The organism is Acinetobacter sp. YH12094 (assembly GCF_013419295.1).
In the GTDB taxonomy this organism is placed as follows: Bacteria; Pseudomonadota; Gammaproteobacteria; order Pseudomonadales; family Moraxellaceae; genus Acinetobacter; species Acinetobacter amyesii.
Genome location: NZ_VPAK01000018.1, coordinates 34,318 through 47,578, shown reverse-complemented (window position 1 = coordinate 47,578; position 13,261 = coordinate 34,318). Strand labels below are relative to the sequence as shown.

The window sequence follows — 13,261 nt, the reverse complement described above, 5'->3', positions numbered from 1 at the left end:
ACGCTTAATATTTTAAGCGTTTTTTTTTGCATAGATTGGGTCAAAGCTTAGTGGCCATGATCATTCGATGCAGTAGGTTCAGGGCTCATGTCATCCATATGTGCATGTTGTTCTTCAGTCATCTGCATATCTGCTGCAGTCGGCGCAGAAGCTTCACGAGCTGCTTGATCAGCTTGCGCCTTTTTCAACGCTTCTTCTGACATCACAGGGGCATTTTTAAATGCATGCTGTTGAGTATTGTCTTTTTTCTGTTGGCTCGGCATATAGTCTGGTTCATTGGTCACAGCAAGCCAGAAAATACCCATGAATAGCGCACCTAAAATACAGAAGATAATCAGTGCCTTCCAGCCCCACGGTGATTTTTCAGGAGAAGTATGATCAGTCATAACAAGCTACTCAATCGGATAAAAAGAAATCAAAAAACTTGTTACTTTATAACATAAAACAGATGAGAGTTCGCGTAAAATCTAGACTTGTTTGCAAACACGCGAATGCGAAGGAAAATTAAAAGGAGCCGAAGCTCCTTTTGATGTGATTGAACAGCAAAATTTGCATGCTCAAAATGAATAATTAAATCTTCTCAGCTTTCGCCACTTTGTCTTTCAGCAATTGCGGTGCTTTGAAGCGTTCGCCATATTTTGCTTCTAGTGTATTGGCACGTAATAGCGCTTTTTCCAAACCATATTGGTTTAAAAATTGAAGTGCACCACCTGTCCAAGGGGCAAAACCAATCCCGAAGATTGATCCGACATTGCCATCAACAGTCGATTCCAAAACACCTTCTTCTAGGCAGCGTAAGGTATCGAGTGACTGTACAAACAGGAAGCGGTCAATCATTTCCTGTTCAGAAATAGCATTATCTTTCTGCCATTTGCTCAAGCCATCCCAGAGATGCTTTTTACCGCCTTCAGGGTATTCATAAAAACCTGCGCCGGCAGCTTTACCTTTACGTCCGAACTCATGAATCATCGTCTGAATTACCTCATCCGCACCTGAACGTGGTAGGTCTTTGCCTTCGGTTTGTAGGGCTTTACGTGTCTCGGCCGCAACATGCTCAGAGAGTGTTAAAGACACTTCATCTTGAATCGCCAATGGGCCTACAGGCATGCCAGCTTTCAGAGCTGCCATTTCAATGCGGGCAGGGTGTACGCCTTCAGACAGTAGACGTAAACCTTCTTGCACAAAGGTGCCAAAGACACGGCTGGTAAAGAAGCCACGGCTGTCATTCACCACAATTGGTGTTTTGCCAATTTGCTGTACATAGTCATAGGCTTTGGCTAAGGTTTCAGCCGACGTGTTTTTACCTTTAATAATTTCCACCAATTGCATTTTGTCGACAGGACTAAAGAAATGTAGACCGATAAATTTAGCTTGATCTTGAGATGCATTGGCCAAGCCTGAAATCGGCAAGGTTGAGGTGTTGGATGCAAAAATACCGCCATCTACCAAATAGGCTTCTGCTTCTTGTGTCACTTTGGTTTTGAGTTCGACATTTTCAAATACCGCTTCAATGATCAAGTCGCAGCCTTGTAAGTCGGCAGCATCTGCAGTGGCATGAATCAGTCCTAAAACTTGATCACGTTTTTCTGCACTTAAACGGCCTTGAGATACTTTTTTATCCAGCAGTTTTTGGCTATAGGCTTTGCCTTTTTCAGCAGCTTCAACAGAAACATCTTTGAGTACAACTGCAATGCCTTTTGATGCTGTGGCATAAGCGATGCCTGCACCCATCATGCCTGCACCTAAAATACCAACTTTGGTGGCTTGCCATTTCGCGACGTCTTTTGGACGGCTTGCACCTGATTTGATAGCATTTAGACCATGCCAGAAGGTGCCGATCATATTTTTAGAAATTTGACCGGTTGTAAGGTAAGTAAAGTAACGTGATTCAATGGTGAGCGCTGTATCAACATCGACCTGAGCGCCTTCAACTGCAGCCGACATAATGGCTTCAGGCGCAGGGTAACAGCCCTTGGTTTTGTCACGTAGCATAGCGGGGGCAATGGCGAGCATTTGCGCCACAGCAGGAGTCGATGGCGTACCGCCCGGAATTTTATAGCCTTTTACATCAAAGGGCTGCTGTGATTTTGGATTGGCTTTGACCCACGCAATGGCTTTGTCCATCAGGTCTTCAAGGCTATCAGCAGTGTCTTGAATCAGTCCCAATGATTTGGCTTTTTCGACACCAATTTGTTTGCCTTCCATCAAGAGCGGAAATGCATTTTGCAGACCCAATAAACGGACCATGCGTACAATACCGCCACCGCCTGGCAGTAAGCCTAAAGTTACTTCAGGTAAGCCAAATTTTGCCTTAGCATCATTCAGTGCGATTCGATAATGACAGCCAAGAGCTAACTCCCAACCACCGCCAAGCGCCGTGCCATTTAAAGCTGCAACAACAGGAATGCCACGGGTTTCGATATAACGCAGTTTGGCTTTCATCTCTTCAATCATATTGAAGAATTCAGTTGCATGCTCAGGTGTAGCTTGAATCAGTTCGTCTAAGTCGCCGCCGGCAAAGAAGGTTTTTTTTGCGGAACGGAAAATAATCCCTGCAATATTTTCATCTGCTTGCAGTTTGTCTACCGTTTCAGCCAGTGCCGTGCGGAAGTCTGCATTCATTGTGTTTGCGGATTGGTTTGGAGAATCTAAAGTTAAAATGACGATATTGTCGGCATTTTTTTCAAATTGAATTGCGCTCATTTTTATTCTCCTTATACCAACTCAATAATCGTTGCGATGCCCATACCGCCACCCACGCAAAGTGTTGCTAAACCGCGCTTTTTACCTTGGCGTTCCAGTTCATCCATCAGGGTGCCTAAAATCATGGCGCCTGTTGCACCCAGCGGATGTCCTAATGCAATTGCACCGCCATTCACATTGACTTTGGCAGGGTCAACCTTAAGTTCGGTAATAAAACGCATCACGACTGCTGCAAAAGCTTCGTTCACTTCAAATAGGTCAATATCATCAATGGTTAAGCCAGCTTTAGCTAAGGCTTTACGTGCAGCAGGTGCAGGGCCAGTCAGCATAATGGTTGGGTCTGCACCCACCAATGCAGTGGCAAGCACTTTGGCACGCGGTTTTAGGCCTTGTTCTTTGATCGCTTTTTCAGAGGCAAGCAATACTACGGCAGCACCATCAACAATGCCCGATGAGTTCCCTGCATGGTGTACATGGTTGACTGCGCCGACTTCAGGATATTTTTGCAAGGCGATGGCATCAAAGCCCATTTGCCCCATCATGGCAAAACTTGGGTTGAGTTTGCCCAAGCCTTCTGCTGTGGTCGTTGGTTTAATAAATTCATCTTTGGCTAAAACAGTGACGCCTGCTTTGTCTTTAACTGGAACGACAGATTGGTCAAAATAACCATTGGCTTGCGCTGCGGCTGCTTTTTGCTGAGAGTTGGCTGCAAAGGCATCCACATCTGCTCGGCTATAACCGTCAATAGTGGCAATTAAATCGGCCCCAATGCCTTGCGGAATAAAATCACAAGCCATATTGGTTTCAGGGTCAAGCGCCCAAGGACCGCCATCTGAGCCCATCGGCACACGAGACATCGACTCTACACCGCCAGCCACCACAAGGTCTTCCCAGCCAGAGCGGACCTTTTGCGCGGCCATATTCACAGCTTCTAAACCTGATGCACAAAAACGGTTGATTTGAACGCCTGCCACATCATTATCCCATCCGGCCGCAATCGCTGCGGTTTTGGCAATGTCTGCGCCTTGATCACCAATGGGGGTTACACAGCCCAGTACAATGTCGTCAACTGCAGCGGTATCAAATTGATGTCGGTTTTGTAATTCGTTCAATAAACCGGTCAGTAGGCTAATCGGTTTAACGGCATGTAGTGAACCGTCTTTTTTTCCTTTGCCGCGCGGTGTGCGAATGGCATCAATGATGTAAGCCTCGCTCATAATCCTGTCCTTATGATCTATAAATTTTTATTGGTTTTTTGAGTGTACGGATTAATCAACCCAGTGCAATGATGAGAACGGGTGAGTCGTTTGATATTTTTGGTCAACGCTTGCTGCTGAATAAGATAAAAATCAACCTGCACATTGAAAGCGAGGATCGGTTAAGATCAGTTGCTATCGATTCAGTACATATTGAAGATCTGCTTATGCATAAAAATGTGAAGCGAGTGTTGAAAGGTCTGGCTTGGCTAGTACTAGTAGGCTGCTTAGGTTTTGTATGCATGATCGGTTTTTATATTTATATGATCTATCGCATTCATCCCTCAGATGAGGGGACGGGCGGTTTAGCCTGTGAGTATGATCGAAATGATCATGTGACCAAGGCAGAAATGTATCGGATACAGGATGGCAAACGCGTGATCACGCCCGTCGATCCATTGCTTTGTCAAAAACAACGTGCAGATTTTCCGAAATAAAAAAACCTGATCGAGATCAGGTTTTAGAGAATGCTATTTTTGAATATTGCTTAGTGATAACCATGTAATTGGCGATATAGGCCTGGTGTTACACCGGTCCACTTTTTAAATGCACGGTGGAAAGTACTTGTTTCACTAAAGCCGACTTGCTGTGCAACATCTTCAAGCGTTAAGTCTGGGTTAAGCAATAAGTGAATTGCAGCATCTCGACGTAAAGCATCTTTTACACCTTGGTAGCTCTTACCTTCAGCGGCTAAACGACGACGTAGTGTTTGCGGCGATAGATACAGCATTGACGCAACATCGTTCAAGGTTGGCATTTCTTCGCCAATTTGACTCTTCAGCACATCACGGATACGAGATGTTAATGAATTGGTATTTTTAAATTTAACCAATAACTGTGCAGGAGCTGCTTTTAAGAATTCTTCAAGCGTTTCTTCGTTTTGACGAATGGGTAAATCTAAATAATCCGCTGCAAATGTAATTTCAGTTCGTGGTGTATCAAACTGCATGACAGGTGCAAAAAACAAGGCATCATATTCGTCAGCATGTTCAGGACGTTCATAACCGAAGTGAACACGCTCTAAAGGCAGACGACGTTCAATCAACCAAGAAGCGAGACCATGCCAAATCATCAGCATACTTTCTGTAATGAAATGGTCTGGGTCCATAGATTTTGGAATTTGAGGAACTAAACGTGCTTCGTGCTTATCACGTTCTAGTGTCACCGACCATTCATCACCAAACAGTTTGTAGAACTGCGAAGACAATTCGAGTGCATCACCGAGGGTTTTTGCATGAATAATCAATTGGCACATAATGGCAAAAGTACCCAAGCGGCGCGGTTGAATATCAAAACCGACATGTTCGTCTTGAGTCACCATCCACAACATTTTAATAAAACGTGTGTATTGTTCAGGTGAAATACGCGCTTTGGGTTGGCGTAGAAGTTCAGCCTCAATGCCAACATGAGACAATAAAGTTTCGACATCCATGCCGAGACGTTTCACACCAGTTAAGGCTGCGTTGACGAAATGGATACTGATCGTATCACGACTCATGTTTAATCCTTCAGTCTCTTTAATGTTCACAAATGTTTGACCTAAATGACGCTAAAAAAAGAAATCATGGCAATTTACAACAGCGGTTTTGCCATTTTTACATGGTAAATTGCCGAAACTATCAAGGTAAATGGCTGAACATGACATTGTTTTAATCATTTTATATTTCTACCATGGATAAAAAATCTACACAATTAGAGAAAAATATCCATGGAAGCTGCTTTAAAAGGATTGAAAGTACTCGACTTTTCGACATTACTCCCAGGGCCATTTGCGACCTTGTATTTGGCTGACATGGGTGCGGAAGTTGTGCATATTGAGTCACCGACGCGTCCCGATCTAGTTCGTTTGATGCCACCTTATGCCAATGGGCAAGCCACAGCGCATAGTTATTTAAATCGCAATAAACAATCCATCGCATTAGATTTAAAAGATCCGAAAAGTATTGAATTGATCAAAGCCAAAATTTCAGATTTTGATATTGTGGTAGAACAATTTCGTCCAGGTGTCATGCAACGCTTGGGTTTGGATTATGCAGTTTTGGCCGAAATTAACCCGCGACTTATTTATTGCTCGATTACGGGTTATGGTCAAACCGGACATTACAAAGACCGTGCAGGGCATGACATCAATTACTTGGCTTTATCGGGCATTTCAGGTCATAGCGGACGCCAAGACAGTGGCCCGCCACCGATGGGGATTCAAATCGCCGATGTAGCAGGTGGATCAATGCATGCAATTACTGGCATCTTAGCTGCGGTGATTGAGCGTTACCGTAGCGGTTTAGGACAATATATTGATATTTCCATGACCGATTGCGCCGTAGCATTGAACAATATGGCTGCAGCAGGAGTATTGGCTGCCAATGCGGTAACCGCGGCAGAGACGGCGCATCTAAATGGCGGAAGTTTCTATGACTATTATCGAACCCAAGATGGTCGCTATCTGTCTATAGGTGGTTTGGAGCCACAGTTTTTACATGGATTGGCGCAAATTCTAGATTTACCCGCTTTAGCAACGCAAGGCATGTCATTTGATCCGCAAGACCAGACTGAAATTAAGCATGCAATTGCCCGAAAAATACTAACCAAAACATGGGCTGAGTGGAAAATGATTTTTGCCTCTCAAGATGTCTGTGTGGAACCAGTTTTAAGTTTGGACGAAGCTCTAAATTCACAATTGGCCCAAGAGCGGCATTGGTGTGTTGAAGTTCCGCTACAAGAAGGCGACACAATGACACAAACTCAACTTGCATGTCCGATTAAATTTTCTAGATCAGCATTGATTTATACCCATGTGGGTAAAACTTTAGGTGCGGATAATTGGTTATGAATGGTATAAAAAAAGGTGATAAGTTAAACAATAAAGCCTTTAAAATCTCTTAATTAGATAAACATCCATGTAAATATTGAGATTTGTTAACAAAAAAATAAATAAATTATACAAATGTGAGAGTATTATATGAACTATTAACACAATTGGTATATAGGTCTCCAAATGAAAATAGCTGTGAGTAAACTTGGATCTTTATATCTTAGCCTCGGAATAATGCTTGCGGGTTCAGCAACCCAAGCGGCAACTACTGCAGATGCTTTCAGTTCTGAAAGCCCATGGATGTTCGGTGATTGGAACGGTCAACGAACAGCGCTTCAACAGAAAGGTTACGATTTTAGTTTTAGTTATGGTGGCGAATTAGCTACTTTGTTAGATGCAAAGCATGCTTCAAGTCATGGCACTGAATATGCGGACCAATTCGCGATCGGGGCACATCTCGATTTAGAAAAAATTGCGGGTTGGAAAGATACCGAAGCGCAAATCAATATCACTGAACGTAATGGTCGTTCATTGTCTCAAACTTCAGATGCATTAAATGGTCATTTAAGTGCAACACAAGAAGTGTGGGGTCGTGGTCAAACTTGGCGTTTGACTGATTTTTGGATCAAGAAAAAATTCTTAGACCAAAAATTAGATATTAAAGTTGGTCGTTTTGGTGAAGGTGAAGATTTCAATAGCTTTGACTGTGACTTTCAAAACTTAGCACTTTGTGGCTCACAAGTGGGTAACTGGGTCGGTGACCAATGGTACAACTGGCCAGTCAGCCAATGGGCTGCTCGCGTGAAATATAACATTCAGCCTGAACTCTACGCACAAGTCGGGGTTTATGAATACAACCCTGAAAATCTAAAACGTGGTAAAGGTTGGAACTTGAGTACCGATGGTTCTAAAGGTGCCATCATTCCTGCCGAAGTGGTGTGGACTCCAAAAGTGGGGACACAAAAGCTTCCGGGTGAATACCGTGCAGGTTACTACTACAGTACCGCTGATGCCGATGTCATTGATAGCCCAGTAAATGAAAAAGATCACCACCAAGGTGGTTGGATTGTGGCGAAACAACAACTGACAGCACACAAAGACGATGCCTCACGTGGTTTGAGTGGTTTTGTAAATGTCACAGTGCATGACTCAGACACCAACAATGTGAGTGATATGCAAAACATTGGCTTGGTATACAAAGGCGCATTCGATGCACGTCCTCAGGATGAAATCGCGATTGGCTTAGGACGTATCAGCATTAATGATGATGTGAATGACGCCAATATTGCCAATAACAGCAACAGCGTTGATGCACGCGGTCTACAAAGTGAAGAGTATGACGCAGAAATTTACTACGGTATTCATGCAGCAAACTGGCTGACTATTCGTCCTAATATTCAATATATCCGTCACGTCGGTGCTTACAAAAATGGTGAGAATGCGTGGGTCGGCGGTATCAAATTTCAAACAGCATTTTAATTGATGTCAAATTAGAGTTCTTATAAAAGCAATTCGGTAATTCTGAGAAAAATTACGATATTTCCCCTTGAATTGTTTTTGTAACAACTTCTCTTTGCGACATAAAAACGGTGGTGCGTTGAATGAGTTTCACGCACCAAATACAACATTCGACAATAGAGGTGGTCAACATGAGCAACCCATCTACTGGAACTAAGATGCGAACATTTACCGTCGTTGTGATGGCAATTTTCGCCTTAGTTCTATTGATTGGTGGTATCTGGCTGGCAGTCCTTGGCGGTTCTTGGTACTACATAATCGCCGGCCTGTTAATGCTGGCTTCAGCAATATACTTAAGAAAAATTCAAAACAGTTCTTTATACATTTATGCAGCGTTGATGCTGGGTACAGTGATTTGGGGACTTTGGGAAGCAGGTTCTGACTTTTGGGCACTTGCACCGCGTTTTGATATTTTAGGCTTATTGGGCCTTTGGTTACTGATTCCTGCCGTGACACGCGGTATGGAAAATGGCAAAACTGCGAAAATTGCATTATCAGGCACACTGGTGCTTGCGATTATCGTAATGATCTATTCAGTTTTTAATGATCCGCAAGAAATTAACGGTGAAATTAAGAATGCACAACCTCAAACAGCCAAAGCGATTGAGGGCATTGCTCCTGAAGATTGGCCTGCCTATGGTCGTACACAAGGTGGTGTACGTTATTCTCCACTCGCTCAAATCAATAGCGACAACGTTAAAGATTTAGAAGTGGCGTGGACTTTCCGTACAGGTGAATTGCCAACAGAAAATGACTCAGGTGAAACCACAAACCAAGTCACTCCGATTAAAGTCGGCAATGACATGTTTATGTGTACAACTCACCAACGTTTAATTGCACTTGATCCTGCGACAGGTAAACAAAAATGGGTATTCGATCCGAAACTTAAAGCGGACAATACCTATCAACATTTAACATGTCGTGGTGTGTCTTATTTTGACGCAGCAAATACCACTCAGTTTGCAAAAAGCTTAGAGAACAAACGCTCGACTTCAACTGAATGTCCGCGCAAAGTAATCTTGCCTGTAAATGATGGTCGTTTGGTTGCCGTCAATGCTGACACAGGTAAAGCATGTAGTGACTTTGGTCATAACGGCGAAGTCGATCTACAAAAAGATATGCCTTATCCGTATCCAGGTGGTTATATCCCAACTTCACCTCCAGTGATTACTGGTACAACTATTGTTATTGGCGGTTCAACTACCGATAACTTCTCGACTAAAGAGCCATCTGGTGTCATCCGTGGTTATGATGTCAATACCGGTGAATTATTGTGGATCTTTGATACCGGTGCGCAAGACCCGAATGCTATGCCGGGCGAAGGAAAAACCTTCTCTGTTGCGTCTCCAAATGCATGGGCACCTTTAGCATATGATGAAAAATTAGATATCGTCTATGTTCCAACAGGTGTGGGTACTCCGGATATCTTCGGTGGTCACCGTACGCCATTAGATGAGCGCTATGCAAATTCAATGCTTGCGATTAATGCTTCGACTGGTAAATTGATCTGGAACTTCCAAACCACGCATCATGATTTGTGGGATATGGATGTACCATCTCAACCTTCATTGGCAGATATCAAAGATAAATCAGGTAATACTGTTCCTGCGATCTATGTCTTAACCAAAACAGGTAATGCATTCGTCCTTGACCGTCGTACCGGTAAAGCGATTGTGCCAATCACCGAAAAAGCGGTTCCACAAACTGTAAAACGTGGACCACAAACTAAAGGTGAGCATTATTCTGCAACTCAACCGTTCTCTGATTTTGATTTAGCACCAAAAGATAAATTGACTGATAAACAAATGTGGGGTGCCACTATGTTTGACCAGTTGATGTGTCGTGTGTATTTCAAATCATTAAACTACGACGGTATTTATACACCACCTTCTGAAAATGGCACATTGGTATTCCCAGGTAACCTTGGGGTATTTGAATGGGGTGGTATGTCGGTGAACCAAGACCGTCAAGTCGCCGTGATGAACCCAATTGGCTTGCCATTTGTGACTAAGTTGATTCCTACAGATCCAAACCGTGAGCAAACTGCGAAAGGTGCGGGTACTGAACAAGGTGTTCAACCAATGTATGGCGTGCCTTATGGTGTGGAAATCAAAGCTTTCTTGTCACCACTTGGCTTACCTTGTAAACAACCTTCATGGGGCTTTACTGCGGGTGTAGATTTAAATACACATGAAGTGGTCTGGAAAAAACGTATTGGTACAATTCGTGACAGTTTACCGAAATTGTTCCAATTACCTGCTGTGAAAATTGGTGTACCGGGTCTTGGTGGATCAATCTCGACTGCTGGTAATGTCATGTTTGTAGGCGCAACACAAGATAACTATATCCGTGCAATCAATGTAACGAATGGTGATACTTTGTGGGAAGGTCGTCTACCAGCAGGTGGTCAAGCGACTCCAATGACTTATGAAGCAAATGGTAAACAATATGTTGTGATCATGGCTGGTGGTCATGGTTCATTTGGTACAAAACTTGGTGATTACCTTGTTGCGTATGCTTTACCAGATAAAAAATAAGTGATTTTACATCGCTAAATAAAAAGCCCGATTTATCGGGCTTTTTATTGGCTTAAATTCTTTATGTAAATTTATGCTAAGTAATGGAGAAATAATTCAATATATTAATAAATAAAAAGTAAATGACCGGAATCCGCTATATCAGTGAAATTGCGACAGTCTTATCAATAAAATCGCTATTAAATATGTAAAAAACGCATTTTCTTGATAGATAAAATCTCGTTATGCTGTGCATTGTTATAATAGAAATTACTAGCTGTACGCCATGTATTTATATACTGATTTTGACCAGCAACTGGTTAATGAACGTGTTGCACAGTTCCGTGATCAAACGGAACGTTATTTAGCAGGTAAATTGACGGAAGATGAATACCGTCCACTGCGTCTTCAAAACGGCCTTTATGTACAGCGTTATGCACCGATGCTACGTATTGCAGTACCTTATGGCCTGATGAATTCTAAACAATTACGTAAAATTGCGTCATTGGCTCAGGACTATGACCGTGGTTATGCGCACGTATCTACTCGTCAAAACATTCAGTTTAACTGGCCTGCACTAGAAAATGTGCCTGATATGTTACAAGAGCTCGCATCTGTTCAAATGCATGCGATTCAAACTTCGGGTAACTGTATTCGTAACACAACTACTGACCAATATGCAGGTGTGGTTGCGGGTGAAATTGCTGACCCACGCCCAACGTGTGAATTGATTCGTCAATGGTCAACTTTCCACCCAGAATTCGCTTTCTTGCCACGTAAGTTCAAGATTGCAGTTTCAGCACTGGAAGAAACTGATCGTGCGGCAACGTCTTTCCATGATATCGGTGTGTATATCGTGAAAAATGAAGCAGGCGAGATTGGCTATAAAATCAAAGTTGGTGGTGGTTTAGGCCGTACACCAGTGATTGGTAGCTTTATTCGTGACTTCTTGCCACGTGAAGATTTGATTGCTTATTTAGAAGCGGTACTTCGTGTATACAACTTACACGGTCGTCGTGATAACAAATATAAAGCACGTATCAAAATTTTGGTGAAAGCATTAACACCAGAAGTATTTGCAGAGAAAGTGGAAGCTGAATTTGCACATACCATCAAAACTTTAAAAATTGATGCTGATACCTTGGCGAAAATGGATGAGAACTTCACACCATTTGATTACCAAGATTATGCGGATGAAGATTTTGCAGAGCAATTTGCCGCAGAGCCGAAATTTAAACAATGGTTCAACATCAACACCAATGCACATAAAGTCAAAGGTTACCGCATCGTTACGATTTCTTTGAAACGTGCGGGTATTGCACCGGGCGATATGACTGTTGAAGAAATGAACCTGATTGCTGACTTGGCTGACAAATATACCTTTGGTGAGTTCCGTACCACACATGAGCAAAACATTGCGCTTGTGGATGTACCGCAAAAAGATTTGTTTGATCTATGGAAAATCCTTGATCAACACAATCTTGCACGTGCGCATATTGGGTTCTTAACCGATATCATTTGCTGCCCAGGTGGTGATTTCTGTTCATTAGCAAATGCGAAATCGATTCCAATTTCTGAAGCCATTACACGTCGTTTTGATGACTTAGATACCATTTACAATTTAGGTAAATTGGATCTGAACATCTCTGGTTGTATGAATGCGTGTGGTCACCACCATGTGGGTAACATCGGTATCTTAGGTGTAGACAAAAAGGGTGCTGAGTTCTATCAAATCACTTTGGGTGGTAATGCAGACCATGATGCATCGATTGGTGACATCTTAGGCCCATCATTTGCAGCCGAAGTTGTACCAGACATCATCGAAGAAATCTTAAATACTTATCTAGACCTTCGTGCAGAAGGCGAAGAGTTTATTGATACTTACCGCCGTGTTGGCATCCAACCATTTAAGGAGCGTGCATATGCTTAATACAGCACTACAAGTCCTCTCTAAAGATGGCTCGATTGCAGACAATACTTACCAAGTCATTGGTGAAGATGGTGTGTTGCCCCAAGGTGACGTGGTTTTAACAGTTGAGCAGTTAGATCAACTTGCGAATGTAAGTGGTAAAAAAGCACTTTTCGTAACGGTGGATGCTTCACCTGAAACCAATGAATTCCCGCTTGATCAGTTAGATGCAATCTTTATCGAGTTTGCTGGTTTTAACGATGGTCGTGGCTATTCATTTGCTGCGTTGTTACGTCGCCAAGGTTTTCAAGGCGAGCTACGTGCAACAGGTGATGTATTCAAAGATGTGTTGAACTACATGAAGCGTTCAGGTTTCGATACTTTTGTAGTGAAAGAAGGTAAAGATATTGCTGAAGCTGCTTCAGGCTTAGGTGATTTTACCAATCCATATCAAGCTTCAACTGCAGTGCCGCAAGCGCATTATCAAACTGGTGCTTAAGTGCCATGATTGATTAAAAAAGCCTCTGTTCGGAGGCTTTTTTTATTG

10 protein-coding genes are annotated in these 13,261 nt (G+C 42.8%); 6 read left to right on the top strand and 4 right to left on the bottom strand.

The annotated features are described in order from the left end of the window. Positions 1 to 47: 47 nt before the first annotated feature. The 3 genes from FTU34_RS13110 to FTU34_RS13100 form a co-directional block, all read right to left on the bottom strand. Positions 48 to 386 (bottom strand): hypothetical protein, encoded by a 339-nt coding sequence (locus FTU34_RS13110; RefSeq protein WP_078194261.1) that lies wholly within the window; start codon positions 384 to 386, stop codon positions 48 to 50. Positions 387 to 570: 184 nt separating this feature from the next. Next, positions 571 to 2,703: a 3-hydroxyacyl-CoA dehydrogenase NAD-binding domain-containing protein gene (locus FTU34_RS13105; protein WP_180035884.1), complete on the bottom strand. Its 2,133-nt coding sequence runs from the start codon at positions 2,701 to 2,703 to the stop codon at positions 571 to 573. A gap of 11 nt (positions 2,704 to 2,714) precedes the next feature. Then, positions 2,715 to 3,920 (bottom strand): acetyl-CoA C-acetyltransferase, encoded by a 1,206-nt coding sequence (locus FTU34_RS13100; protein ID WP_111885008.1) that lies wholly within the window; start codon positions 3,918 to 3,920, stop codon positions 2,715 to 2,717. 206 nt (positions 3,921 to 4,126) lie between these two features. Between FTU34_RS13100 and FTU34_RS13095 the strand changes: the two genes are divergently transcribed. After that, the gene (locus tag FTU34_RS13095) at positions 4,127 to 4,396 is read left to right on the top strand and encodes a hypothetical protein (RefSeq protein WP_111885037.1); all 270 of its coding nucleotides are present in this window, start codon (positions 4,127 to 4,129) and stop codon (positions 4,394 to 4,396) included. A gap of 50 nt (positions 4,397 to 4,446) precedes the next feature. On the opposite strand, the gene FTU34_RS13090 is transcribed toward FTU34_RS13095, so the two are convergent. Next, complete coding sequence (locus tag FTU34_RS13090; protein ID WP_078190094.1) at positions 4,447 to 5,457, bottom strand: AraC family transcriptional regulator; 1,011 nt, start codon at positions 5,455 to 5,457, stop codon at positions 4,447 to 4,449. Between the two features lie 210 nt (positions 5,458 to 5,667). Here FTU34_RS13090 and FTU34_RS13085 point away from each other — a divergent pair, with 210 nt between their 5' ends. From FTU34_RS13085 to FTU34_RS13065, 5 genes are all read left to right on the top strand, one after another. Then, complete coding sequence (locus FTU34_RS13085) at positions 5,668 to 6,789, top strand: CaiB/BaiF CoA-transferase family protein (protein ID WP_180035883.1); 1,122 nt, start codon at positions 5,668 to 5,670, stop codon at positions 6,787 to 6,789. Positions 6,790 to 7,005: 216 nt separating this feature from the next. Then, positions 7,006 to 8,250: a carbohydrate porin gene (locus FTU34_RS13080; protein WP_257220794.1), complete on the top strand. Its 1,245-nt coding sequence runs from the start codon at positions 7,006 to 7,008 to the stop codon at positions 8,248 to 8,250. A 197-nt stretch (positions 8,251 to 8,447) separates the two neighbouring features. Next, a complete protein-coding gene (locus FTU34_RS13075; protein ID WP_373686505.1) occupies positions 8,448 to 10,826 on the top strand; it encodes a glucose/quinate/shikimate family membrane-bound PQQ-dependent dehydrogenase in 2,379 nt (792 codons plus the stop codon). Positions 10,827 to 11,091: 265 nt separating this feature from the next. Next, positions 11,092 to 12,735 carry a nitrite/sulfite reductase gene (locus FTU34_RS13070; RefSeq protein WP_078194255.1) on the top strand — a complete coding sequence of 548 codons (1,644 nt, stop codon included), beginning with the start codon at positions 11,092 to 11,094 and terminating at the stop codon, positions 12,733 to 12,735. Beyond that, entirely contained in the window at positions 12,728 to 13,213 is a 486-nt protein-coding gene (locus FTU34_RS13065) for a DUF934 domain-containing protein (protein ID WP_180025006.1), read from the top strand. The genes FTU34_RS13070 and FTU34_RS13065 overlap by 8 nt, the downstream gene beginning before the upstream one ends. Positions 13,214 to 13,261 lie beyond the last annotated feature (48 nt).